Source organism: Streptomyces sp. NPDC017246 (assembly GCF_044331325.1).
GTDB lineage: Bacteria > Actinomycetota > Actinomycetes > Streptomycetales > Streptomycetaceae > Streptomyces.
In genome coordinates, this window is record NZ_JBIRMW010000006.1 from 22,256 (window position 1) to 46,628 (window position 24,373).

At 72.4% G+C, this 24,373-nt stretch carries 18 protein-coding genes; 7 read left to right on the forward strand and 11 right to left on the reverse strand.

The genetic code is table 11. The features are described 5' to 3' along the window. Position 1: 1 nt before the first annotated feature. Positions 2 to 6,094, reverse strand: coding sequence for a hypothetical protein (locus ACH4MY_RS15415; protein WP_398002814.1), 6,093 nt, complete (start codon positions 6,092 to 6,094; stop codon positions 2 to 4). A gap of 200 nt (positions 6,095 to 6,294) precedes the next feature. Here ACH4MY_RS15415 and ACH4MY_RS15420 point away from each other — a divergent pair, with 200 nt between their 5' ends. From ACH4MY_RS15420 to tyrS, 3 genes are all read left to right on the forward strand, one after another. After that, positions 6,295 to 7,818: a TldD/PmbA family protein gene (locus ACH4MY_RS15420; RefSeq protein ID WP_398002817.1), complete on the forward strand. Its 1,524-nt coding sequence runs from the start codon at positions 6,295 to 6,297 to the stop codon at positions 7,816 to 7,818. 82 nt (positions 7,819 to 7,900) lie between these two features. Then, the gene (locus ACH4MY_RS15425) at positions 7,901 to 9,292 is read left to right on the forward strand and encodes a metallopeptidase TldD-related protein (protein WP_398002820.1); all 1,392 of its coding nucleotides are present in this window, start codon (positions 7,901 to 7,903) and stop codon (positions 9,290 to 9,292) included. A gap of 54 nt (positions 9,293 to 9,346) precedes the next feature. Next, positions 9,347 to 10,615 (forward strand): tyrosine--tRNA ligase, encoded by a 1,269-nt coding sequence (tyrS, locus tag ACH4MY_RS15430; RefSeq protein ID WP_398002823.1) that lies wholly within the window; start codon positions 9,347 to 9,349, stop codon positions 10,613 to 10,615. A 112-nt stretch (positions 10,616 to 10,727) separates the two neighbouring features. On the opposite strand, the gene ACH4MY_RS15435 is transcribed toward tyrS, so the two are convergent. After that, complete coding sequence (locus ACH4MY_RS15435; protein ID WP_398002826.1) at positions 10,728 to 11,003, reverse strand: GlsB/YeaQ/YmgE family stress response membrane protein; 276 nt, start codon at positions 11,001 to 11,003, stop codon at positions 10,728 to 10,730. 170 nt (positions 11,004 to 11,173) lie between these two features. On the opposite strand from ACH4MY_RS15435, the gene ACH4MY_RS15440 reads away from it, so the two are divergent. Next, the gene (locus tag ACH4MY_RS15440; protein ID WP_398002828.1) at positions 11,174 to 11,518 is read left to right on the forward strand and encodes a DUF3099 domain-containing protein; all 345 of its coding nucleotides are present in this window, start codon (positions 11,174 to 11,176) and stop codon (positions 11,516 to 11,518) included. 182 nt (positions 11,519 to 11,700) lie between these two features. Further along, complete coding sequence (locus tag ACH4MY_RS15445) at positions 11,701 to 11,916, forward strand: hypothetical protein (protein ID WP_398002830.1); 216 nt, start codon at positions 11,701 to 11,703, stop codon at positions 11,914 to 11,916. A 43-nt stretch (positions 11,917 to 11,959) separates the two neighbouring features. Here the strand turns inward: ACH4MY_RS15445 and moaA are convergent, their stop codons facing one another. The 3 genes from moaA to ACH4MY_RS15460 form a co-directional block, all read right to left on the reverse strand. Continuing rightward, a complete protein-coding gene (gene moaA, locus ACH4MY_RS15450) occupies positions 11,960 to 12,949 on the reverse strand; it encodes a GTP 3',8-cyclase MoaA (RefSeq protein WP_055599884.1) in 990 nt (329 codons plus the stop codon). Between the two features lie 165 nt (positions 12,950 to 13,114). Then, complete coding sequence (locus ACH4MY_RS15455; RefSeq protein ID WP_398002833.1) at positions 13,115 to 14,755, reverse strand: cation acetate symporter; 1,641 nt, start codon at positions 14,753 to 14,755, stop codon at positions 13,115 to 13,117. Next, positions 14,752 to 15,126 (reverse strand): DUF485 domain-containing protein, encoded by a 375-nt coding sequence (locus ACH4MY_RS15460; RefSeq protein WP_398002836.1) that lies wholly within the window; start codon positions 15,124 to 15,126, stop codon positions 14,752 to 14,754. Before ACH4MY_RS15460 ends, ACH4MY_RS15455 begins: the two co-directional genes overlap by 4 nt. A 273-nt stretch (positions 15,127 to 15,399) precedes the next feature. Here ACH4MY_RS15460 and ACH4MY_RS15465 point away from each other — a divergent pair, with 273 nt between their 5' ends. After that, positions 15,400 to 16,941 (forward strand): S8 family peptidase, encoded by a 1,542-nt coding sequence (locus ACH4MY_RS15465; RefSeq protein ID WP_398002839.1) that lies wholly within the window; start codon positions 15,400 to 15,402, stop codon positions 16,939 to 16,941. 95 nt (positions 16,942 to 17,036) lie between these two features. Next, a complete protein-coding gene (locus ACH4MY_RS15470) occupies positions 17,037 to 18,350 on the forward strand; it encodes a CoA transferase (RefSeq protein WP_398002842.1) in 1,314 nt (437 codons plus the stop codon). Here ACH4MY_RS15470 and ACH4MY_RS15475 read toward each other — a convergent pair. The 6 genes from ACH4MY_RS15475 to ACH4MY_RS15500 all read right to left on the reverse strand — a co-directional run bounded on the left by ACH4MY_RS15475 (position 18,340) and on the right by ACH4MY_RS15500 (position 24,363). Then, complete coding sequence (locus ACH4MY_RS15475) at positions 18,340 to 19,383, reverse strand: zinc-dependent alcohol dehydrogenase family protein (RefSeq protein ID WP_398002845.1); 1,044 nt, start codon at positions 19,381 to 19,383, stop codon at positions 18,340 to 18,342. The genes ACH4MY_RS15470 and ACH4MY_RS15475 overlap by 11 nt on opposite strands. A gap of 18 nt (positions 19,384 to 19,401) precedes the next feature. Then, positions 19,402 to 20,034 (reverse strand): lysoplasmalogenase, encoded by a 633-nt coding sequence (locus ACH4MY_RS15480; protein ID WP_398002847.1) that lies wholly within the window; start codon positions 20,032 to 20,034, stop codon positions 19,402 to 19,404. After that, positions 20,031 to 20,978: a sterol desaturase family protein gene (locus ACH4MY_RS15485; RefSeq protein ID WP_398002850.1), complete on the reverse strand. Its 948-nt coding sequence runs from the start codon at positions 20,976 to 20,978 to the stop codon at positions 20,031 to 20,033. Before ACH4MY_RS15485 ends, ACH4MY_RS15480 begins: the two co-directional genes overlap by 4 nt. Before the next feature lie 113 nt (positions 20,979 to 21,091). After that, the gene (locus ACH4MY_RS15490; protein WP_398002853.1) at positions 21,092 to 21,829 is read right to left on the reverse strand and encodes a VIT family protein; all 738 of its coding nucleotides are present in this window, start codon (positions 21,827 to 21,829) and stop codon (positions 21,092 to 21,094) included. Positions 21,830 to 21,853: 24 nt separating this feature from the next. Next, positions 21,854 to 23,080 (reverse strand): amidohydrolase family protein, encoded by a 1,227-nt coding sequence (locus ACH4MY_RS15495; protein ID WP_398002855.1) that lies wholly within the window; start codon positions 23,078 to 23,080, stop codon positions 21,854 to 21,856. After that, a complete protein-coding gene (locus tag ACH4MY_RS15500) occupies positions 23,077 to 24,363 on the reverse strand; it encodes an amidohydrolase family protein (protein WP_398002858.1) in 1,287 nt (428 codons plus the stop codon). The genes ACH4MY_RS15495 and ACH4MY_RS15500 overlap by 4 nt, the downstream gene beginning before the upstream one ends. Positions 24,364 to 24,373: the final 10 nt, after the last annotated feature.

Here is a 24,373-nt window from a genome sequence, read left to right on the forward strand (position 1 = left end):
CTCACTTCTCCCCGGCGGCCGCCCGGGACCGCACCGCGCGGTACGTCACCGGTTCCACCGCGAAGCCCTCGGGCGTCTCGTCGAGGACGCCGAGCCGGCCCAGGTGCTGCAGCCAGGCGTCGGTGTCCGCGTCGGAGAGCTCGACCGCGGCCCCCACGTCGTCGCGCGGCACGCCCTGGCCCTCCTCCACGTATCCGGTCCAGGCCGTGAGGAGGTCCAGGTCCCGTGCGTCGAGCCCGGAGAGGCGCAGGTGTTCCGCGATGTTGCGGGAGCCGGCGATGAGGGCGCGTATCCGTTCGACGGCGTTGTCCAGGGTCGCGCCGTGCACGGACACGTCCGTCACAGCGGCCTCCATCCAGCGGGGCCAGCCGCCGGTCGCGGCGACCAGCCGGTCGCGGTCCTCGCGGGAGACGAAGGGGCATTCCGACCAGGCGCGCAGGGCGTCCGCGGTCCACCGCTCCGGGCGCAGCCAGCGGACGGCCAGCTCGTCCTGCCCGTCGTCGGCGGCGAGTTCGGCGAGGCCGGCCGCGTCGGCGACGACCACGACGGAGCGGTTCTCGTTGCCGCCGCTGCGCGGTTCGGTCTGCCGGACGAGCCGGTCGGCGGCGGGGCCGGCGTGGATCAGCATGGAGCGGACCGCGTCGCGCAGCTCGGCCGGGGTGGCACCGCGCAGGTCGGCGATGATCACGTGCGCCTTGCGGCCCCGGCTCGCGAGCAGGGCGGTGAGGTCGTCCCCGTGGGCGTACGGGACGACGTCGACGCCCCGGTTCTCGGCGAACGCGGTGACCGCCCGGCGGACCAGCTCGGGCCGGTGGAGCGCCGTGGTGCCGATGAGGCTGACGCCGGACTGGGCGGTCTCGTGGAGCTGCTCCTCGGTGAGCGGGCTGTAGGTCTGCACATGCCGGGCGTCGCGGCCGAGGATGCGCCGGGCGGCATGCGGGTTGTAGTCGTACGGCAGGCCGAACTCGGTCTCGCGCAGTTCGAGTTCGAGCTCCTCGCGGGTGCCGAGCATATTGACGACGTTGGGGCTGCGGACGGCGAAGCGGGAGCGGTCGCCGAGCTGGATGAGCAGACCGAGGCCGACCATCTCGGTGAGGAAGATCTGCGCCTGTTTGGCGCTGAGCATCTCGAACCCCTCCGGCCAGGCCTCCCTGGCCTCCTGGAGGAGTTCGCCCGCCGAGTAGTCGCCGCGGTAGTTGTCGGCGAGGCTGAGCAGGGCGATGACGAGGGCGAGGACCCGGTAGCGGTCCTCCAGGTTGATGGTGAAGCGCAGCCGCTCGGCGATCTGCTGGCGCACGGTCTCCGAGGCGGCGACCTTCTGGACGTCCTCCTCGCTGATCCGGACCGGGCCCCCGGAGAAGGTGTACGGCCTGTCGTGCAGGACGCGGACGAGTTCGCGGCAGAAGATCTGCACGAGGTTGGCCTGGTAGTTGGTGATGGCGAGGATCCGCCAGACCAGCTCGGGGCGCTCGAAGAAGTAGCCGAGCGCGGCCATCGGCTCGGTGACGAGCCGGACGGCGGCCTGGGTGCCGAGCGGGCCGACGAGGACGTCGGGGCCGCCGTGCACGGTGGAGACGTTGGAGAGGTGGCCGAAGCGCTGGACCTGGTGGAGACCCGCGAAGACGATCTTGAAGCGCCGTTCGGTGTGCTCCATGAGCCGCTGGAAGTGCATGACGTTGGGGAACGTCGACTCGCTCCCCACGCGGTAGGCGCGGCGCGAGTCGGTGTTGAGGAACGCGTCCGCCTCGTCCGCGAGGACCAGGATCCGGCGGGTGTCGTCCTGGTCGAGCCAGGTGCGGATGTTGCGCACGACGACGTCGGGACCGGCCTGTTCCGACATCTTGTTGTTGAAGACGCCCTTGCGCTTGAGGTCCTCGACGAGCCGGCTCCAGATCCGGTCGGGTGCCTCGGCATGACCTATCTCGGCCTTCAGCAGGTCGAGATAGACGGCGACGTGCGTGTCGGTGCGGCTCGGGAAGATCTCGGCGACCCGGCGCAGCAGCGCGGACTTGCCGAGCTGCCGGCCGCCGTAGAGGAACATGCCGCCCTCGCGGCCCATCACCTCCCGCATCTCCTCGTCGCGGCCGTAGAACACCTCGGGCGGGACGAGGCCCGCCACGAACGGCGTGTACGGGTTGTACGCCGCCCAGGGCAGGGTCACGCGCTGGAGCGAGCGGAAGGAGCCGGAGGCGCGGGCCGCCATCCAGCCCATCACCGCGGAGTCGACGACCAGCGACTGCTGGGCGAAGGAGCGGGCGGACTCGGCGAGCCCGCGCCGGCCCTCCAGGCCGAGCGGATGCAGATAGAGCACGATGTTGGCGCCGACGTCGGCGTCCTCCAGATGGGCGAGCGGGCCGTCGGCCGGCTGCTCCTCCCAGATGAGGAGCACGGTGTACGAGGAGGTCCGGGAGCCGAGCGCGGCGACGTACCCGGCCCGTTCGGCGACCTGCGCACGCACCTTGAAGCGGCGCATGCCCTGGCCGAGGGCCACCCGCTCGGCGGTGACCTGACCCGGGGAGACGTCGAGGCCGAGCAGCCGCAGCAGGCGGGAGAGGTGCTGCGGCAGTTCGCCGCGCCGGCCCCGCGGGGTGCAGAGCGCCGCCCAGGCCTCCAGGCCGTTGACCGCCGCCGGGGTGAGCGAGGACGCCGGGTCCCCGTAGTGCTTCGCCCACCAGTCGGCGTCGACGCCCTCGCCGCCGGCCTTCGGCGCTCCGGGCGCGGTGACGCCGGTGAGGAAGGCCGCGAGTTCCGAACCGTCGTCGTACCGTGCGCCCTGTTCGGGCAGCGGCGTGTGGCTCGTCGCCAGGGCGAGGAACTCCTGGGCCGTGACCGTGTCCCCCTCGTCGATGAGGCGGGAGATCCGGTCGTGGTCCCCGGTGGAGAGCGGCTGGTCGGGGCGGGAGCGGAGCTGGGCGAGGCTCTCGCGGAGCTGCCGGGTGTAGTCCTCGACGAGGGTGACCAGCTCGTCCTGGAGGGTGCGCAGCTGTTCCACGGCGAAGCGGTAGCGGCCCGACTCCTCTCCGTCGGCGAACTCCTGGAGCCGGCCCACGAACTCCCGTTCCTGATCGGCCGCGAGCTGGTTGAGGGTCCGCATCTGGGCGAGCAGTCCGGCCGCCGCGCGGTGGTGTCCGGCGACGGTGCGCCGCCAGTCCTCGTGCCCCTGCGTGAGCCGCCGGGCCGCCGACTCGCCCCACTCGGGGTCGGTGCACCCGTACTCCTCCGGCTCGCTCTCCACGGCGGCGATCAGCGCCCTCGCGAGGTGCAGGTCGCCGTCCTCCAGGTAGCGGACGAGGGCGTACTCGGCGTCCGCGGGGGTCAGCAGGGCGGCGATCCGGCGGGCCGCCCTGGGGTCGGCGAAGTCCGGGTCGCCCAGGGCGTCCCGGGGCAGGTCGGGCAGCCGCAGCAGGGAGTCGGCGGGCGGCACGGAGCCGCCGTTCGCGCGCAGCTGGTCGGCCGCCGTGTCCGCGGTCCGCAGATGCTCGCCGGTCAGCCAGGCCCGCAGCAGCGCGAGCGCCGCGCCTCCCGTGCCGGCGGGGGCGGGCTCCTCGGCCACGTCCTGGAGGACCGAGGCCAGTTCGGGGATGCCCCGGTCGCTCACTCCCAGGTGCGGCCGGGCCGCGGTGTGGGCGGCCTCGGCCCGCATGAGGAGCTCGCCGACGGACCGGCAGGCGGTGTGCAGCTGCCGGAGCGCGCCGGCGGTGATCGGCTCCTTGGCCTGCTTCGACGTACGGAACAGGGCGTCGGTGTCCTCGATGAGCCGGTCGATGTCCTCCGCCCGCCACAACTGCTCGCCCAGGGCCCGGAAGCCGGGCGTGTCGGTGTACTGCGCCGGGCTCTGGGCGGACCACTCGATGACCTCGATCAGCGCCTGGCGCACCGGGCCCGAGGGGCCGACGAGGTACTGGAGGACCTGGGACGCCCGCTGGTACTTCATCTTGCGGCGCGGAAGGTCGTCGAGCAGCTGGCGGGCGGTCAGCCCGATCTCCTCGCGGGTGGCGGCCTCCAGGCCCTCGGCGCTGCCCTGGAGCATGCCGGGTTCGAAGGCCCGGCCGTCCCGGACGGCGGCGACGAGCACGGTGAGCAGCTGCTGCCAGGGGCCGGTGAGCCCGGACGGCATGACGAAGCCGCTGACGAGGCCGTGCGGCCAGCGCGCGGTGAGCCCGGTGCGCAGGGCGGCCGCGAGGGCCACGAGATGGGCCTCCCGGTCCTGTCCGGCGAGCGCGGGGTCGAGCTCGTGCGCCATCTGTACGGGGGTGGCCTCGCTGTCCGAGACACAGCCGAACGCGGCGGCGGCGAACGCGAGGGTGCGGGCCCGGACGTCGCTCTCGCGGGAGGCGACGGTCATCCAGTAGGCCTCGGCGACCCGCCCGTACCGCAGCAGCCTGGCGACGGGCGGCTCGCTGCCGGTGTCCCAGGGCGCGCAGGGGTCCCAGTCGGGCGCGTCGACCCCGGAGGGCCAGGGCTCGTCCTCGACGGGGAGGGGTACGGGGGCGGTGGCGGGCACCGGGGGCTGCGCGGGGACGGGGACCGGGGGCTGCGCGGGGACGGGGGGCTCGGCCGGTACGGGGGTGGGGGCGTGGGTCTGCGCGGCCGGTACGAGGGCAGCGGTCCGCTCGGCGGTGGGCGCGGGGACGGGGAGCGGAAGGGGCTCGGGCGCCGGGCCGGGCTCGGGCAGGGGCTCGGGGGCCGCGGTGGGGTGCGCGGTGGGTGTGGTCGGCCGTGCCGTCCGCTCCGGCGGGGAGGCGGTCTGGGCGGGTACGGGTGCCGGGGCGGGCAGCGGGGCCGGCGGCGGCGGTTCCACCGCCCGGCGGACGGCCTCGATCGCGGAGGCTCCCACCCGGACCCGGCCCGTCATCGCGGTCGCGTCTCCGGTGCCGTGCTCGGTCCGTCCGGCCGGGGCCTCCTCCCCCGGGCCACCACCCCGGGCACCCGGCTCGGCCGAGCTCTCGGGGGCCGTTTCCCCGGTGCCGTCCTCCGGGCCCGCCCCGGAGGGCTCGGCGGCGGGCTCCTGCCCCGTCGGGGTGCCGAGTTCGCGCAGTTGTGACTCGGTGCGGTCCAGATGGCGGCGGAGGTCGGCGGCCTCCTCCTCGTCGTCGGCCCACTCCAGGAGTTCGGCGTAGCGGCCCGCCTTGCGGCGCAGGGCGTCGATCTGTTCCGCCCGCGCCTCCCGCAGACGGGCCAACTCGGCCCCGGCTTCGGCGTATCCGAGGTCCGGCTCCCAGCTGAGCCCCTCGGCGGCGAGTGCCGCGGCCAGTCGCTCGCGGTCCTCCGTCCAGGCGGTGATCCCCTCGCCGGGGGCGTCCGCGGGGAGCCGCCCGGCCTCGACCGCGTCCGCGGCGGCGCGCAGGACGCCGGCCAGCCGCTCGCCGTCGGCCTTCAGGCGGGCGAGCGCGGCGGGAAGGCCGACGGCGGATCCGGGCACGCCCGCCGGCGCCGGCACGGAGGCGGGAGCGGATTCGGGTCCGGGCACGGGAACGGGGGCGGGTACAGGAGCGGGAGCTGGCACAGGAGCGGCGTCCTCACACTCGGGGTTCGTCGTCGGGGAGTCGGGCCGGGCTTCCGCGGGGGCGTCGCCACCCGGGTCCTCGCCCGGCGCGGCCTCCAGGGCCTCGAAGCGCGGGCCTATCTCGTGTGCGTCGGGCGGCGGGCCGCTGTCCGCCGCCGCCTGTAACGCGGCCTCGTGCTCCCGGGCCAGCGGTCCCACCGGCAGCCGGCTCGTGCCGGGCAGGAGCATCCCGTAGAGGGCACAGCGTGCGAGGGGCGGGTCGAGCACCGTGAGCATGGCGAGGAGTTCGTCGAGGGTGGGGTCCGTGAGGGCGCGCTGCGAGAACCCGTACTCCGTGTGGAGCGCCTTCACCGCCCAGACGAGTCCGCAGGCGGTGATGCTGGTCAGCTGTCCCTGCTGCGCCTTGGCGAGACGTACCCGCGCCGCGTGGAGTTCCCGCCGTGAGGGGGGTACCGGGCGTGAGGGGCGGTCCAGTGTGTGCGCGTGTCTGTCGCCCCGTAAGCACTGATGCCAGGTCAGCAGGGATTTGAGTGCGTCCTCGTCCAAGGACGACAGCCAGGACCTGACTCCGTTCACCCACCCGTGCATGGCGTGGATCATCTCATCCCATCATCACCGGAACCATGCCCATGCCTGATTCCGCTCCCTCAATACGCTTCGCGCTCCGGTCTGTTGGAGCGTGTTCCGCCGTGGGCGCACCGCAATGCGCCGACTCGGCGGCCCGTCCCGTGATTGACTTCCGGAACAGATCAACCGCCGCCGTCCGATCACCGAGAGCGAGGCCGCTCGTGGTCCATCAGATCGACCCTTCGTTCGTCGCGCTGCCCCTGCGGGCGCTCGCCGACGCGGCGCTCGCCCGAGCGCGCGCGCTCGGTGCCGAGCACGCCGACTTCCGCCTGGAGCGGGTGCGCAGCGCCTCGTGGCGGCTGCGCGATGCCAAACCGTCCGGTTCCTCGGACACCACGGATCTCGGCTACGCGGTGCGGGTCGTGCACGGCGGGGCCTGGGGCTTCGCGTCCGGGGTCGACCTGACCATGGACGGGGCCGCGCGGGTCGCCTCGCAGGCGGTGGCCATGGCCAAGCTGTCGGCGAAGGTCATCGCGGCGGCCGGTTCCGACGAGCGGGTGGAGCTGGCCGAGGAGCCGGTGCACGAGGAGCGCACCTGGATCTCCTCGTACGGGATCGACCCCCTCTCCGTCCCCGGCGAGGAGAAGAGCGCGCTGCTCGCCGACTGGAGCGCGCGGCTGCTGCGGGCGGAGGGCGTGGCGCATGTGGACGCCTCGCTGCTGACCGTCCACGAGAACAAGTTCTACGCGGACACCGCGGGCACCGTGACCACGCAGCAGCGTGTCCGGCTGCACCCGCAGCTCACCGCCGTCGCCGTCGACGAGACGACGGGCGAGTTCGACTCGATGCGGACGATCGCGCCGCCGGCCGGGCGGGGCTGGGAGTACCTGACCGGCACCGGCTGGGACTGGGACAAGGAGCTCGACGAGATCCCGGGTCTCCTCGCGGAGAAGATGCGGGCGCCGAGCGTCGAGGCGGGACGGTACGACCTGGTCGTGGACCCGTCGAACCTGTGGCTGACGATCCACGAGTCGATCGGGCACGCCACCGAGCTGGACCGGGCCCTCGGTTACGAGGCGGCCTACGCGGGCACCTCCTTCGCCACCTTCGACCAGCTGGGCAAGCTGGCGTACGGCTCCTCGATCATGAACGTGACGGGTGACCGGACGGCCGAGCACGGGCTCGCGACCGTCGGGTTCGACGACGAGGGCGTCGAGGCGCAGAGCTGGGACCTGGTGAAGGACGGCACGCTGGTCGGCTACCAGCTGGACCGGCGGATCGCGAAGCTCACGGGCCTCGGCCGGTCGAACGGCTGCGCCTTCGCCGACTCCCCGGCGCACGTGCCGGTGCAGCGGATGGCGAACGTCTCGCTCCAGCCGGACCCGGGCGGTCTGTCGACCGAGGACCTCATCGGCGGGGTGGAGCGCGGTATCTACGTGGTCGGCGACCGGTCCTGGTCGATCGACATGCAGCGCTACAACTTCCAGTTCACCGGGCAGCGCTTCTTCCGCATCGAGAACGGCCGGCTCGCCGGCCAGCTGCGGGACGTGGCCTACCAGGCGACGACCACCGACTTCTGGGGCTCGATGGAGCAGGTCGGCGGCCCGCAGACGTACGTCCTCGGTGGCGCGTTCAACTGCGGCAAGGCCCAGCCGGGCCAGGTCGCCGCGGTCTCCCACGGCTGCCCCTCCGCCCTCTTCCGGGGCGTCAACATCCTCAACACGACGCAGGAGGCCGGACGATGAGCGCCCGCCACCAGATTTGCCGGGGGTCCGGGGGTCGTCCCCCGGGCATGCACAGTCTCAACACGACGCAGGAGGCCGGGCGATGAGCCGCGTCAGCAAGCCGTACGAGATCGTCGAGCGGGCCCTTGAGCTGTCCCGCGCCGACGGGTGTGTCGTCATCGCCGACGAGGAGTCCTCGGCCAACCTGCGCTGGGCGGGCAACACGCTCACCACCAACGGCGTCACCCGCGGCCGTACGCTCACCGTGATCGCGACCGTCGACGGCGCGCAGGGCACCGCCTCCGGTGTCGTCTCCCGGTCCGCCGTGACCGCCGACGACCTGGAGCCGCTGGTGCGGGCCGCCGAGGCCGCCGCCCGGGCCGCCGGGCCCGCCGAGGACGCCCAGCCGCTGGTGACGGGCGTGCCCTCGTCCCCCGACTTCACGGACGCCCCGGCGGAGACCTCCTCCGCCGTCTTCGCGGACTTCGCCCCGGCGCTCGGCGAGGCCTTCGCCCGCGCCCGGGCCGGCGGCCGGGAGCTCTACGGCTTCGCCAACCACGAGCTGACCTCCACCTATCTGGGCACGTCGACGGGGCTACGGCTCCGGCACGACCAGCCCAACGGGACCCTGGAGCTGAACGCCAAGTCCCCGGACCGTTCGCGGTCCGCCTGGGCCGGGCGCTCGACCCGGGACTTCAAGGACGTCGACCCGGCCGCGCTCGACGCCGAGCTCGCGACCCGCCTCGGCTGGGCTGAGCGCCGGATCGAGCTGCCCGCCGGGCGGTACGAGACGCTGCTGCCGCCGACGGCCGTGGCCGATCTGCTGATCTACCAGCTGTGGTCCTCCACGGCCCGGGACGCGGTGGAGGGCCGTACGGTCTTCTCCAAGCCCGGCGGCGGCACCCGACTGGGCGAGACCCTCTCCCCGCTGCCGCTGACCCTGCGCAGCGACCCGAACGAGCCGGGCCTGGAGTCCGCGCCGTTCGTGATCGCGCACTCCTCGGGCGACGACTCGTCCGTCTTCGACAACGGTCTGCCGATCGCGCCGACGGACTGGGTGCGGGACGGGAAGCTGGAGCGGCTGGTCACCACCCGGCACACGGCGGAACTCACTCGCTTGCCCATGGCCCCCGGAGCGGGGAACCTGGTCCTGGACGGCGGTGGCGAGCGCTCCCTGGAGGAGATGGTCGCCGCGACGGAGCGCGGGCTGCTCCTCACCTGCCTCTGGTACATCCGCGAGGTCGACCCGGCGACGCTGCTGCTCACCGGTCTGACCCGGGACGGCGTCTACCTCGTCGAGAACGGCGAGGTGGTCGGCGAGGTGAACAACTTCCGGTTCAACGAGTCGCCGGTGGACCTGCTGTCGCGGGCCTCGGAGGCGGGCCGGACGGAGAAGACGCTGCCGCGCGAGTGGAACGACTGGTTCACCCGGGCCGCGATGCCCGCCCTGCGGGTGCCCGACTTCAACATGAGCTCGGTCAGCAAGGGGGTCTGACCCACCTAGACTGGGCCACGGCATCACCGCAATCAATCAAGGAGACGGACGACCGTGACGGACATCGTCGACGAGCTGAAGTGGCGTGGGCTCTTCGCCCAGTCCACCGATGAGGACGCACTGCGCAAGGCTCTCGCGGACGGTCCGGTCACCTTCTATTGCGGTTTCGACCCGACCGCGGCCAGTCTCCACGTCGGCCACCTGGTCCAGGTCCTCACCGTCCGCCGGCTCCAGCAGGCCGGTCACCGGCCGCTGGCGCTGGTCGGCGGGGCCACCGGCCAGATCGGTGACCCGCGGCCGACCGCCGAGCGCACCCTGAACGACCCCGAGACGGTCGCGAACTGGGTGAACCGGCTGCGGACGCAGATCGAGCCGTTCCTCTCCTTCGAGGGAGAGAACGCCGCGGTCATGGTGAACAACCTGGACTGGACCGCCGGCATGTCGGCGATCGAGTTCCTGCGGGACATCGGCAAGCACTTCCGGGTCAACAAGATGCTGACCAAGGACTCCGTCGCCCGGCGTCTGGAGTCCGAGCAGGGCATCAGCTACACCGAGTTCAGCTACCAGCTGCTCCAGGCCATGGACTTCCTCGAGCTGTACCGCCGCTACGGCTGCACGCTCCAGCAGGGCGGCTCGGACCAGTGGGGCAACCTGGTGGCCGGCCTCGACCTGATCCACCGCCTGGAGCCGGGTGTCGAGGCGCACGCCCTCGCGACCCCGCTGATGGTCAAGGCGGACGGCACCAAGTTCGGCAAGACCGAGGGCGGGGCCGTCTGGCTCGACCCGGAGATGACCACGCCGTACGCGTTCTACCAGTTCTGGCTGAACGTGGACGACCGGGACATCTCGACGTACATGCGGATCCTCTCCTTCAAGTCCCGCGAGGAGCTGGAGGAGCTGGAGCAGCAGACCGCCGAGCGGCCGCAGGCGCGTGCCGCCCAGCGGGCGCTCGCCGAGGAGCTCACCGCTCTGGTGCACGGCGCGGAGCAGTGCGCGGCCGTCATCAACGCCTCCAAGGCGCTGTTCGGTCAGGGCGACCTGGCCGAGCTGGACGAGGCGACGCTGGCCGCCGCCCTGTCCGAGCTGCCGCACGCGCGCGTGACCGAGCTCGGCCAGGTCGTGGACCTGTTCACCGAGGTCGGTCTCGCCCCGAGCAAGTCGGGCGCGCGCCGCACGGTGAAGGAGGGCGGGGCGTACGTGAACAACGTGAAGGTCACCGCCGAGGACGCCGAGGTGTCGTCGGAGGAGCTGCTGCACGGCCGCTGGCTGGTGCTGCGGCGCGGCAAGAAGAACCTGGCGGCGATCGAGTTCGCCGGCGCGTGACGCAGACGAGGACCGGGGGCCCGGTACGGCACTGATGTGCCGTACCGGGCCCCCGGTCTTTCGGTCTTCCCGGCTTCAGGTCTTCCGGACTTCCGGGGAACCGAGGGGGCGCTCAGGCCCGCTGTTTGCCGCCCTTGATCGAGGCCCACAGCATGTCGCCCACCCCCACGACGAGGACGGCGCCGATCAGCTGGAGCAGGTGGCGGGTCCAGTCGATGCCCTTGGTCTCGTTGACTCCCATCCAGGTCGCGACGGCGTTGCCGAGCACGCTGCCGAGAATGCCGAACACGGTCGTCAGCCAGAGCGGGATCTGCTGCTTCCCCGGCAGGATCGCCTTCGCGATCAGACCGAGGACGAATCCCACGATGATCGCCCACAACCAACTCATCGTCGCCTCCTTGTACCCATGTGCGCCCAGTCTCGGCCCATCGGCCATACGGCGCATGTCGGACAGCTCCATCCGTGCCCCGGTCTCGTCGGCGCCGGAGGGCGGGCGTACGGTGGAGCGAGGTCCGGACCCGGGGAGAGTCCGGCGCGACCGGTGGGTGGTGGACGGCGATGCCGAAGCAGGGCGGGAGCGAGGTCTTCCGGATCACGGGGGCCCGGCAGGGGCTCGCGGACGACGTCCGGGGGCGCCAGCGGCGCTACATCATCTCGATGACGGTCCGGACGCTCTCCGTGATCGCGGCCGCGGTGCTGTGGAACGTCGAGCGGCATGTGGCCGTCGTGGCGCTCGCCCTCGGCATCCTGCTCCCCTATGTCGCGGTGGTCATCGCGAACGCGGGCCGCGAGTCGGCTCCGTCCCTTCCCTCCACCTTCGTACCCGCTCCGGTGCGGCCCGCGCTCGGTGCCGCGGAGGCCTCGGGGGACCCGGACACGGAACGGCCGTACGGCCGGAACTGATCACGGACAGTGGCCGGAAACCTCAAGAAAAGCTCAGATCAATCGTGAAGTTCCAGTGCACCCGACCCCATGTGCCGTGACATACTGCCTACGCGCTCCGCATCCCCCGTCGGAGCGACGGACCGATGCCGGGCAGCTCCCCCCGTGGCTGCTCGGCATCGCCCTTGTTGGACAATGATCGGGTGAGCGAAGAGAAGCCGAACTGTTCCGCCAAGGGCTGCCGCGCCGACGCCGTCTGGGTGCTCGCGTGGAACAACCCCAAGCTGCACACGCCCGAGCGTCGCAAGACCTGGCTCGCGTGCGAGGAGCACCGCGAACACCTCTCCCAGTTCCTGGGAGTACGGGGCTTCCTCAAGGACGTCGTGCCGCTGGCCGACTGGGAGTCCGCCGAGGCCTGAGGCCCCCTCCCCCGCTCGGCCGGGAGGCCCGAGGCCTTCCCGCTCAGCCGCCGATCGCCGACATCGGGCGGTCGGGCTGGAGGAACTCCGGGTCGTCGAGGCCGGAGCCGGCCTTCTTGCCCCACATCGCCTTCCGCCAGAGCTCCGCGACCTCCGCGTCGGAGGCGTCCGAGCGGAGCGTGGCCCGCAGGTCCGTCTCCTCGGTGGCGAACAGACAGGTCCGCACCTGGCCGTCGGCGGTGAGCCGGGTGCGGTCGCAGGCCCGGCAGAACGGGCGGGTGACGGAGGCGATGACACCGACCGTGTGCGGTCCGCCGTCGACGACCCAGCGCTCGGCGGGGGCCGAGCCGCGCTCGTCGGCGCCTTCGGGCGTCAGGGTGAAGCGGGTGCGCAGCGACTCCAGGATGTCCCCGGCGGTGATCATCCCGTCGCGCTTCCAGCCGTGCTGGGCGTCGAGGGGCATCTGCTCGATGAAGCGGAGCTCGTAACCCTCGGCGACCGCCCAGGCGAGCAGATCGGGTGCCTCGTCGGCGTTGAGCCCGGGCATCAGGACGGCGTTGACCTTGACCGGGGTGAGGCCGGCGTCCCGGGCGGCCGCCATGCCGTCGAGGACGTCCTGGTGACGGTCGCGGCGGGTGAGGGTCTTGAACACCTCGGGGCGCAGGGTGTCCAGGGAGACGTTGACCCGGTCGAGGCCGGCGGCCTTGAGGGCGGCGGCCGTGCGCTTCAGCCCGATGCCGTTGGTCGTGAGGGACATCCGGGGGCGGGGCTCCAGGGCCGCGCAGCGCTCGACGATCCCGACGAGGCCGGGTCGGAGCAGCGGCTCGCCGCCGGTGAAGCGGACCTCGGTGACCCCGAGGTCGGTGACCGCGATACGGATCAGCCGGACGATCTCGTCGTCGGTGAGGAGATCCGGCTTGGCGAGCCACTGGAGGCCCTCTTCCGGCATGCAGTACGTGCAGCGCAGATTGCAGCGGTCCGTGAGCGAGACGCGCAGGTCGGTGGCCACGCGGCCGTAGGTGTCGATGAGCACTGTGGGCCCCCTCCCCGTCGTGTGGTTGCGTGTGGTTCGAGCCTACGTGAGCCCACGGACAAGGAGCAGGGCAGATTGTCACGAGGACCGGCGCGGCCGCGTCGTAGAACTCTACGACGCGGCCGGTGAATCGCTGCGGAACGTATACGACCGGTCGCGCTCCGGTCAGTGCTTGACCGCGGCGGCGACCCCGACCCCGGTGAGGGACTTGACCTCCAGCTCCGCGTACTTGCCCGCGTCCGGCTCCTCCTTGGAGAGGAGCGAGCCGAGCCAGCCGAGGAGGAACCCGAGCGGGATCGAGACGAGGCCGGGGTTCTCCAGCGGGAACCAGTGGAAGTCCACGCCCTTGAACATCGACGCCGGCCCGCCGGAGACGACCGGCGAGAAGAGGACGAGGACGACGGAGGAGATCAGTCCGCCGTAGATCGACCAGAGCGCGCCCTGGGTGGTGAACCGCTTCCAGAAGAGCGAGTAGAGGATCGTCGGCAGGTTGGCCGAGGCGGCGACGGCGAAGGCGAGGGCGACCAGGCCGGCGACGTTGAGGTCGCGGGCGAGGGCGCCGAGCCCGATCGACACGATGCCGATGAGGACGGTGGACCAGCGGGCGGCCCGCATCTCCTCCTTCTCGGTGGCCTTCCCGCGCTTGATCACGTTCGCGTAGATGTCGTGCGCGAAGGACGAGGACGAGGCCAGGGTCAGACCGGCGACCACGGCGAGGATCGTGGCGAAGGCGACGGCGGAGATGACGGCCAGGAGGATCGCGCCGCCGGTGGAGCCGGCGCCGCCGCCGACCTCCAGGGCGGTGAGCGGGGCGGCCGTGTTGCCCGCCTTGTTGGACGCCTTGATCGTGTCGCCGCTGAGCAGGGCGGCGGCGCCGAAGCCGAGGACGATCGTCATCAGGTAGAACCCGCCGATGATGCCGATGGCCCAGTTGACCGACTTACGGGCGGCCTTGGCGGTCGGCACCGTGTAGAAGCGGATCAGGATGTGCGGCAGGCCGGCGGTGCCGAGGACGAGCGCGATGCCGAGGGAGAGGAAGTCCAGCTTCGAGAGGGCGGAGGCGCCGTACTTGAGGCCGGGCTCCAGGAAGGCGTCGCCCTTGCCGCTGTTGGTGGCGGCGGCGCCGAGCAGCTGCGAGAGGTTGAAGTCGAACTTCAGCAGGATGAGGAAGGTGATGAGGAGGGTGCCCGCGATGAGCAGGACGGCCTTCACCATCTGCACCCAGGTGGTGCCCTTCATGCCGCCGATCGTCACGTAGACGATCATCAGGACGCCGACCAGGGCGACGATCGCGACCTTGCCGCCGTCGCTGGTGATGCCGAGCAGCAGCGAGACGAGGACGCCCGCGCCCGCCATCTGCGCGAGCAGGTAGAAGATCGAGACGACGATGGTGGAGGTGCCGGCGGCGGTACGGACGGGCCGCTGGCGCATCCGGTAGGCGAGGACGTCGCCCATGGTGAAGCGGCCGGAGTTGCGGAGCGGTTCGGCGACCAGGAGCAGGGCGACGAGCCAGGCGACCAGGAAGCCGATCGAGTAGAGGAAGCCGTCGTAGCCGTAGAGGGCGATGGCACCGCTGATGCCGAGGAAGGACGCGGCGGACATGTAGTCGCCGGAGATGGCGAGGCCGTTCTGGAAGCCGGTGAACTGGCCTCCGCCGGCGTAGAAGTCGGCGGCGCTGCGGGTCTGCCGGCCGGCCCAGACGGTGATGACCAGGGTCGCGACGACGAAGGCGCCGAAGAGGGCGATGATCAGGGGCCGGTGCTCGCTGGTGGCGTTGCCCGCCGCGAGCAGGACGGGGGTGCTCATGCGTCGCCCTCCATACGCTCTCTGATGACCTCGGCCTTGGGGTCGAGCCGGTTCGCCGCGTGGCGCGAGTAGAGCCAGGCGATGAGGAAGGTGGTGACGAACTGGCCGAGGCCGAGGACGAGCGCCACGTTGATGTTGCCGAAGACCTTGGTGCCCATGAAGTCGCCGGCGTAGTTGGAGAGCAGCACGTACAGCAGGTACCAGGCGATGAAGGCCAGCGTGAGCGGGAAGGCGAAGGAGCGGTACGTACGGCGCAGTTCGCCGAACTCCTCGCCCTCCTGCACCTCGACGAACTGTTCCGTCGTGGGCGATACGGGAGCTGATGAGGCCTCCGTCCCGTTTCTGGGCGGCGGCGGTGCTTCGGTAGCCACGGAATCTCCTCGTGACGCGGGGGCGGACGGCATGGTCAAGGGGGCCTCACCAGGGGTGCGGGAACAGGGGCTCCGGTCGGAGCCCCTCCCCTGTCCAACGGCACGGAGCAGAACGGGAAGTGGTTCACGGGAGGGATTTCTTCGGTCAGATCTTCATGAAGTCTTCTCAACTCATTGATGGGCCGGGAAGATCAGCGATAGCTTCACTCGTCATGCACCTGTCCGCGCGCAAACCCGCGTGCGGGCAGTACATACGGATGATGTGGAGAACCCATGGCTCATCTGGGATCGAGGCGCGGCCGAGCTCTTGCTCTGCCGGTTGGTCTCGCGCTCACGGCCTCGCTCGGCTTCCTTCCCTCCGGCGCTGCCTCCGCCGCGGAACTGAGCGACGCACCGGCAGCGGCGACCGTGGCGACGAACGGCCCGAAGCTGTCGTACGTCGTGAACGTCGCGGGTGGCCGCTGGACCGCCGCCTCGGTGAAGAAGGCGATAGCCGCCGCCGGCGGCGAGGTGGTCATCTCGTACGACCAGATAGGCGTGATAGTCGTCCACTCGCAGAACCCCGAGTTCGCGAAGACGATCCGCACGGCCCGCGGTGTGGTGTCGGCGGGTTCGACCCGTACCGCCCCGCTCTCCGTCCAGTCCGACGACGCCGTCAACGAGGGCGCGCAGACGCTCACCGCGGCCGAGGCCAAGGCCGCCGCGGCCAGGGCGACGGACGAGCAGGACCCGCTGGAGCCCCTGCAGTGGGACCTCCCGGCGATCAAGGCCGACAAGGCCCACCAGAAGACGCTCGGCAGCAAGCGCGTCACCGTCGGTGTCATCGACACCGGTGTCGACGACACGCACCCGGACCTGGCGCCGAACTTCGACGCCAAGGCCTCCGCCAACTGCGTGTCCGGCAAGCCGGACACCACCGCCGGCTCGTGGCGCCCGAACCCGGGCGAGAGCGACCACGGCACCCACGTCGCCGGTACGATCGCCGCCGCCAAGAACGGCATCGGCGTCACCGGTGTCGCCCCGGGCGTGAAGGTCTCCGGCATCAAGGTGTCCACCCCGGACGGCTTCTTCTACACGGAGGCCGTCGTCTGCGGCTTCGTGTGGGCGGCCGAGCACGGTGTCGACGTCACGAACAACAGCTACTACACCGACCCGTGGATGTTCGCGTGCAAGAACGACGCGGACCAGAAGGCCCTCATCGAGGCGGTCACCCGCGCGACCCGCTACGCGGAGCGCAAGGGCACGGTCAACGTCGCGGCGGCCGGCAACTCCAAGTTCGACCTGGCGGCCGACTCGATCCTCGACAACAGCAGCCCGAACGACACCACGCCGGGCGACCGGGTCATCGACCCGAAGGAGTGCTTCGACTACCCGGCCATGCTGCCGGGCGTCGTCACCGTCTCCGCGACCGGAGCCAAGGACCTGAAGGCGTCCTACTCCAACTACGGTCTCGGCGTCATCGACATCGCCGCCCCCGGCGGTGACCGTACCGAGTACCAGACCCCGGACGCCCCGGCGGTCAACGGCCGCATCCTGTCGACCACGGTCAACGGCGGCTACAACTACAAGGCCGGCACGTCGATGGCCTCGCCGCACGTGGCGGGCGTCCTGGCGCTCATCAAGTCGACGCACCCCCACGCGAGCCCGGCGGCCCTGAAGGCGCTGCTGTACGCGCAGGCCGACAAGCGTGCGTGCACCAACCCGTACGACATCGAGGGCGACGGCACGATCGACGCCGTCTGCGAGGGTGGCAAGAACAAGAACGGCTTCTACGGAGCCGGTCTGATCGACGCGCTGGACGCTGTCCGCCGCTAGTCGACGAGTGACCGAACGAGGGCCCTGGTGTGGTGTGCCACGCCAGGGCCCTTCGCATGGCACCGAGTGCCATAGTGCGGGGTATGAACAACGGCATGACGCATACGGTGCGCACCGGTACGGAGTTGCTGTGGTCGGCCCTCGGCGGTGCTCCCGCCCTGGTCGACCGGGTGGAGTACGGCGGGTCCGCCGGACTGCTGCCGGCCCGGCTGCCGGTGATGGAACTGGCCCGCGCCTCCGTGGCGGTCGCCGGGCTCGCCGCCGTCGAACGGGCCGGGCTTCCCGGTCCCGTACGGGTGGACGACGGAGCCGTCGCCACCGCCTTCGTGAGCGAGCGTCATCTGCGGGTCGACGGGCGGGTACCGGTGGCCTTCGCGCCGCTGTCCCGGTTCTGGCGGGCGGCCGACGGCTGGGTCCGCACCCACGCCAACTACCCGCACCACCGGGCCGCCCTGCTCACCGCGCTCGGAGTGCGGGAGGGGTCGGTGGAGGAGTCGGTGGAGGCCGTCGCCGCGGCGATCGGCGAGCGGAAGGCCGTCGAGGCCGAGACGGCGGTGTACGCGGCCGGGGGCCTGGCCGTGGCCCTGCGCACGCCCGGCGAGTGGGCGGCGCACCCGCAGGGCCGCGAGGTGGCGGCCCGGCCGCTCCTGACCCGCGAGCGGCTCGACGAGGCCCCGCCCCGGCGCCGTACGGGCCCCCCGCGGGTCCTCGACCTGACGCGGGTGATCGCGGGGCCGGTCGCGACCCGGACCCTCGCCCTGCTCGGCGCGGACGTGCTGCGCATCGACCCGCCCGGCAATCCCGAACTGCCCGACCAGCACGCGGACACGAACGTCGGGAAGCGGACCGCCGCGCTCGACCTGGACCGTCCGTCCGACCGGCGCACCCTCGGCGAACTCCTGGACTCCGCCGATGTGCTGGTCACCGGCTACCGGCCGGGCGCGCTCGACCGCTTCGACCTGCACCGCCCGGGGCTCGTCACCGCCCGGCTCTCCGCCTGGGGCGACTACGGGCCGTGGGGCGGACGGCGGGGCTTCGACAGCCTGGTCCAGGTGGCGACCGGGATCGGTGTCACCGAGGGCTCGGTGGAGCAGCCGGGCGCGCTGCCCGCGCAGGCCCTGGACCACGGCACCGGCTATCTGCTCGCGGCGGCGGTGCTGCGGTCCCTGACCGAGCAGGACCGGGACGGCGGCACGCGGCTCGTCCGGCTCGCCCTCGCCCAGACGGGCCACTGGCTGACCCACACCCTGCCCCCGTACCGGCCCGAGCGGTACGTCACCGAGTCGGAGGGGCCCCTGGGCCGGCTGCGGCACGCGCTGTCGCCCGTGGCGTACGAGGGCGGCCCGGCGGGCTGGTCGCGTCCGCCGGGCCTGCCGGGGGCCGATGCCCCGGAGTGGACTACGGCTTGACGAGGACCTTGAGGGCGGTGCGCTCGTCCATGGCCCTGTAGCCGCCCGGGACGCCGTCGAGACCGACGGTGAGGTCGAAGACCGGGGACGGGTCGATCGTGCCGTCCAGGACGTCCGGGAGCAGCTCCGGGATGTACGCGCGCACGGGGGCGACGCCGCCGCGCAGCGCGATGTTCCGGTCGAACATGACGGAGAGGTCGAGTCCGGTGCCGCTGCCGTGCGGGACGCCGACGTAGCCGATGGAGCCGCCGTCGCGGGCGATGGCGACGGCCGTCCGCATGGACTGCTCGGTGCCGACGGCCTCGATGACGCCGTGGGCGCCCTGGCCGCCGGTCAGCTCGCGGACGGCGGCCTCGGCGGCCTCGCCGCGCTCGGCGACCACGTCGGTGGCGCCGAAGAGGCGGGCGATGTCGGTACGGGTGGTGTGCCGGCCGAGGGCGATGATCCGCTCGGCGCCGAGGCGCTTGGCCGCGAGGACACCGCAGAGACCGACGGCGCCGTCGCCGACGACGGCGACCGTCGAGCCCGGCTTCACGCCCGCGCCGAGGGCGGCGTGGTGGCCGGTGCCCAGGACGTCGGAGAGGGCGAGCAGCGCGGTGAGGAGCCGGTCGTCGGAGGCGGCGTCGGCGGGGAGCTTGACGAGGGTGCCGTCGGCGAAGGGGACCCGGACGGCCTCGCCCTGGCCGCCGTCGGAGCCGACCGAGCCCCAGAAGCCGCCGCTCGGGCAGGAGGTCTGGAGTCCCTCGGCGCAGTAGTCGCAGGTGCCGTCGGACCAGACGAAGGGGGCGACGACGAGGTCGCCGGCGGCGAAGCCGGTGACCTCGGAGCCGGCCGCCTCGACGATGCCGAGGAACTCGTGGCCGATGCGCTGGCCGGGCTGCCGGGCGGACTCGCCGCGGTAGGCCCAGAGGTCGCTGCCGCAGACGCAGGCGCGCAGGACGCGGACGACGACGTCGGTGGGGTCCTGCACCACCGGGTCGGGCACGTCCTCCACGCGCATGTCGAACGGGGCGTGGATGGTGGTGGCGCGCATGGCGGACGGTCCTTGCTGTCAGACGTTTGTACGACGTTCACCGTACATCGCGTGGAGTGTTCCCGCCGTCAGCAGGTACTGCGCCGCGATGTAGGTCAGCATGACCCAGAAGTCGGACACCGGCAGCTGGGGCCACTCGGCGATCTTGGTGGCGATGAGGGTGTCGGACAGCAGGAACAGGGCGCCGCCCAGTCCGGCGAGGAGCCCGAGGGAGCTCGCGCGGCAGGCCATGGCGGTGAGGAGCAGCGAGTATCCGGCGACCGGGATCCGCAGGTCGGCGGGGAGGCCGGGCCAGAGGAGCACGACGGTGCCGACGAGGGCGGCGGCGTACAGGGCGCCCAGTGCCGGGGACGTACGCCGTCGCCCGAAGAGGACCAGGTAGCAGACGTGCCCGGCGGCGAAGCAGCCCATGCCGACGAGGAAGGCCCCGTCGGCGCCGGAGAGCAGGAACACGTCGCCGCCCCAGCCGAGGAGCAGCGCGGCGGTCAGCGGCTTCGGGGCGCCCCGGGTGACGGCGTACGCGGCGAGCAGAAGCATCAGGCACGGCTTGGCGATCCGGTGGCCGAGCTCGGCGCCGGCGAGCAGGGAGATCAGGTCGACGGCGGCCGCGAGCCCGAAGGCGGCGAGCAGCACGCGGGAGGAGGTCTTCACGCGGCGCGCTCCGGGGTGACGGGCGCGGAGACGGGGGCCGAGACGGGGGCGGGGGTGGAGCCCGCTTCGGTACGGGATCCTGTGCCGGCTGCCGTGGCGGTCGCCGTGCCGGCGGGGGCCGGCTGCCAGCCGGGGCCGCGGAAGACCCGGCCTCCCCGCTCGCGCCAGTCGTGCGCGGCCCTGAGGTCGCGGGCGATGGCGGCGTACTCGTGGGTGGCGACGCGCAGCGGGTTGTAGGTCTCGATGTTCTTGGTGAGGCCGTAGACGGGGCGGTCGGTCTCACCGACCCAGGAGCCGAACATCCGGTCCCAGAGGATGAGGATCCCGCCGAAGTTCCGGTCCAGGTAGCCGCCCTGGGAGGCGTGGTGGACGCGGTGGTGGGAGGGGGTGTTGAGGACGTACTCGAAGGGGCGGGGCAGCTTGTCGACCCGCTCGGTGTGGATCCAGAACTGGTAGACGAGGTTCACGGAGGAGCAGAAGGCGAGCGCTGCCGGGGGGACGCCGAGCGCGATCATCGGCAGATAGAACGGCCAGGACGTGAAGCCGGTCCAGGGCTGGCGCAGGGCGGTGGAGAGGTTGAACCTGCGGCTGCTGTGGTGCACGACGTGGCTGGCCCACAGGACGCGGACGACGTGATGTCCGCGGTGCTGCCAGTAGTAGAGGAAGTCCTGGGCGAGCAGCATCAGCGGGATCGTCCACCACAGGACGGGCACGCGGAGCGGAGTGAGCTCGTGGACGGCGGCGTAGATCGCGACGATCGGGATCCTCCACACGAGGTCGACGAAGAGGCTCCCGAGTCCCATGCCGATGCTGGTGGCCGCGTCCTTGGCCTCGTATCCGGCGGCGTCGTCGTCGGGACGGAGGCGGTAGCTGACCATCTCGACGACGGTGAGCAGGACGAACGCCGGTATGGACCAGAGCACGACATCGGGCAGGTTCGGCATGCCGATGACGGTAGGGGCGCCGGTCGGGGTGCGGCTAGACGTGGTTACCAACAAGTATGCGAGACGACTTGTCAGCAAGCCTTGGCACCTTCTGACAAGGCCTTCCGGATCGGCTAGATCCCCGTCGCTCCCAGCAACGAGCCCGCGCCGTAGGTGACCGCCATCGCCAGGGCGCCGCCCGCCACGTTGCGGAGGATCGCTCGGCCCGCGGGGGCCTCGCCCAGGCGGGCGCTCCACCAGCCGGTGAGGGCCAGGGCCGCGAGGACGGAGACGACCGTGACCCAGAGGCGGGCGGAGGCCGGGGGGAGGACGATCGCGAGGAGCGGGAGCAGGGCGCCGACGGTGAAGGCGAGGAAGCTCGCGGCGGCCGCGTGCCAGGGGATCGTGAGCTGGTCCGGGTCGATCCCCAGCTCCACGCGCGCGTGGGCGCGCAGGGCGTCGCGGGCGGTGAGCTGCTCGGCCGCATCGCGGGCCACGTCGGCGGAGAGTCCGCGAGCCGCCAGGAGGCCGGTCAGCTCGTCGAGCTCCGCCTCCGGGTCCTCGCGCAGTTCGCGTTTCTCCTGGGCGAGGGCGGCCTCCTCGGAATCGCGCTGGGTGGAGACGGAGACGTACTCCCCCGCCGCCATCGACATCGAGCCGGCGAGCAGCCCCGCGAGGCCGGCGGTGAGCAGGGCGGCCTGGGACTCGGTGGCGCCGGCGACGCCGACGACGAGGCCCGCGGTGGAGACGACCCCGTCGTTGGCTCCGAGCACGGCGGCCCGGAGCCAGTTGAGACGGGAGCCGAGACCTCCGCCGTGGGCCTCGTCGTGGGCCTCGTCCGGTGCCTCGTCCGGTGCTGGGGGTGCGGTCACCTCAGGAGCGTCGCACCCGGCGGGTCACCAGACGCGGACCGACCCGCCCGGGGCGAAGGCCGGGCTGGTGGCACCCGCCGGGACCTCCTTCAGCGGCTCGGCGATCTCCTCGACCGTCGGCCCGTGGACAGCCGCGAGCGAGTCCAGATACGGCAGGTCGAAGCCGTAGACACGGGCCGCGTTGCCGCCGGCCATCGCCGCGACCTCCTCCCTGGGCAGCCCCGCGTAGGCGATCCGTAGGCCTTCCCTGGAGTACGGGGTGGTGCCCTCGTCGTGCGGGTAGTCGCTGCCCCACATGATCTTGTCGAGGCCGATCCGGTCGCGCAGCGGCACCTCGTGGGGGCGCATGAAGCTCGCGCCGACGAAGCAGTTGTCGCGCCAGACCTCGCTGGGCCCCTTGCCCATCGACGCGGCGAGCCCCGCGCCGAACTTCGACTCCGCGGTGCTCGCCCTGGTCGAGGCCGCGACGAGACGGCCGTGGTAGTAGTCCAGCATGTCGAGCACGCCCGGGATCCAGCCCGAGCCCTGCTCGGTGAGGACCAGTTTGAGCCCCGGGTGGCGCCGGAAGGCCCCGCCGAAGACCAGGTGCCAGAGGGCCCGGTGCGAGAACCAGGTGGTCTCCACCATGAAGACCGCCCGGGCGGCCGGTTCGTCGCCCAGGGGCGGCGAGGCGGAACCGCCGTGGTGGTTGACGGGGATGTCGAGCTCGGCGCAGACCGCCCAGATCGGGTCGTACGCCTCCGAGTACAGCTCGGGCACGGGCGAGCCCGGCGGGACCCCGGGCAGCAGGATGCCCCCGGTGAGCCCGGCCGCGCGGGTGCGGCGGATCTCGGCGACCGCCGCGTCCACGTCGTTGAGGAGGATCTGCGCCACTCCCGCCCTGCGCCCCGGCGCGGCCGCGCAGAAGTCGGCCAGCCAGCGGTTGTGCGCCTGGAGTCCGGCCCAGCGCCGCTCGTACTCGGCCGGGCCGGGCGGCTGGGCCATCAGGGAGGCCTTGGGGAAGAACGGCGGGACGGTGTTGGGGAAGACGACCTCGGCGACGATGCCGTCGGCCTCCAGCTCGCGCAGCCGGCGCTCGGAGTTCCAGTTGCGGTCGGCGGTGTCGGCGAGCAGGTCCTCGTACGGGTTGACGTAGGAGGCCGCCCAGGCGTCGAAGGCCTCGTGGTGCTTCGTCTCCAGATACGGGCGGTAGTCGAGGAGGTCGGCGCCCGCGTGGCAGTCGGCCGAGACGACCGTGTAGCGGTCCGTCATGGCGTGACCCCCAGGACCGGGAAGTCGTGGTCCGTGAGCCAGTGGCGGCCGACCTCGCGGGAGCGGGCCCAGGAGGCCTCCACGGCGGCCTGGTCGGCGGGCTGGCCGAGGTCGGCGGGGGTGGGGCCGATGCGCCGGGCGATCGGATCCAATATTCGCGTATCGAATCCGAAGACCTCGGCCGCCGCCAGCCCCAGCATCCGGCGCGTCTCCGCCACCGGGATGTCGTGGAAGGTCTTCCGGAGCCACGCGCGCGTGTCCGGCCAGGTTCCCTCCGGGTGCGGGAAGTCCGAGCCCCACAGGATGTTGTCGACGCCGATCTCGTACCGCTGGGCGAGCTCGCGGCGCTTGGTGTTGGTGGCGCAGATGAAGACCTGCCGGTCCAGGTACTCGCTGGGCGGCCGCTTCAGCTCCGCGAACGGGGACAGCTTCTTGCCGCCGTGCGCGCCGAGGTAGAGCCGGTCCATGAACCAGAGCAGGTTCGGCAGCCACCAGCAGCCGGACTCGGCGACGCCGAACCGCAGTCCGGGGTGGCGCTCGAAGACGCCCGACCAGAGCAGGAACCACAGCGGCCTGGCCGGCCACCAGGTGACCTCGGAGACATAGATGCCGAGGTGGTCGCCGTACTCCTCGCGGGGTGCCGCGCCGGAGTGGGTGACCAGCGGCATGCCGGTCTCGGCGGCGGCCGCCCAGACCGGGTCGTAGCGCCGGTCGTGGTACGGCTCCTTGTCCACCCACATGGAGGGGATCATCAGCGCCCCGAGCCCGGACTCCTTGGCCCGGTGGATCTCGGCGACGACCTTCGACGGCTCGGCGGTGATGGGCAGCAGCGCCACCCCGCAGTGCCGTTCGGGGTTCTGTCCGACGAACTCGGCGAGCCAGCGGTTGTGCGCCTGGGCGCCCGCCATGCCGAGCTCCGGGTCCTGGTCGCCGGAGAGACCGAGGCCGACGCCGAAGGGGGCGGCGGTCCGGCTGTCGACGGCGTCCGCGTCGGGGAAGACGACCTCGGCGGCGACCCCGTCGCCGTCGAGCTCCTTGAGCCGCTGCACGGAGTCCCAGCCGCCGCGCAGGCCCTCCTCGTTGTCGTGGAACCACCGGTCGGCGAAGGCCTCGTTGCGTACGCCGAGCCGGGTCATGGCCTCCCGGCGCGCCTCGCGTCCGGCGAGGAACTCGTCGAACGCGCGGTGGAAGCGGGAGTCGAGATAGGGCCGGTACTCCTCGGTGGGCAGCCCGGCGTGGCAGTCGGAGGAGATGATCAGATACGGGTCGTTCGGATCGGCCATCGGGGCCTCC

Bases quoted from the DNA above. Each gene is read 5' to 3' on its own strand.
- ACH4MY_RS15415 (WP_398002814.1), bottom strand. From the start codon at position 6,094: ATGCACGGGTGGGTGAACGGAGTCAGGTCCTGGCTGTCGTCCTTGGAC.
- ACH4MY_RS15425 (WP_398002820.1), top strand. From the start codon at position 7,901: ATGAGCCGCGTCAGCAAGCCGTACGAGATCGTCGAGCGGGCCCTTGAG.
- ACH4MY_RS15435 (WP_398002826.1), bottom strand. From the start codon at position 11,003: ATGAGTTGGTTGTGGGCGATCATCGTGGGATTCGTCCTCGGTCTGATC.
- ACH4MY_RS15440 (WP_398002828.1), top strand. From the start codon at position 11,174: ATGCCGAAGCAGGGCGGGAGCGAGGTCTTCCGGATCACGGGGGCCCGG.
- ACH4MY_RS15455 (WP_398002833.1), bottom strand. From the start codon at position 14,755: ATGAGCACCCCCGTCCTGCTCGCGGCGGGCAACGCCACCAGCGAGCAC.
- ACH4MY_RS15465 (WP_398002839.1), top strand. From the start codon at position 15,400: ATGGCTCATCTGGGATCGAGGCGCGGCCGAGCTCTTGCTCTGCCGGTT.
- ACH4MY_RS15470 (WP_398002842.1), top strand. From the start codon at position 17,037: ATGACGCATACGGTGCGCACCGGTACGGAGTTGCTGTGGTCGGCCCTC.
- ACH4MY_RS15475 (WP_398002845.1), bottom strand. From the start codon at position 19,383: ATGCGCGCCACCACCATCCACGCCCCGTTCGACATGCGCGTGGAGGAC.
- ACH4MY_RS15485 (WP_398002850.1), bottom strand. From the start codon at position 20,978: ATGCCGAACCTGCCCGATGTCGTGCTCTGGTCCATACCGGCGTTCGTC.
- ACH4MY_RS15495 (WP_398002855.1), bottom strand. From the start codon at position 23,080: ATGACGGACCGCTACACGGTCGTCTCGGCCGACTGCCACGCGGGCGCC.
- ACH4MY_RS15500 (WP_398002858.1), bottom strand. From the start codon at position 24,363: ATGGCCGATCCGAACGACCCGTATCTGATCATCTCCTCCGACTGCCAC.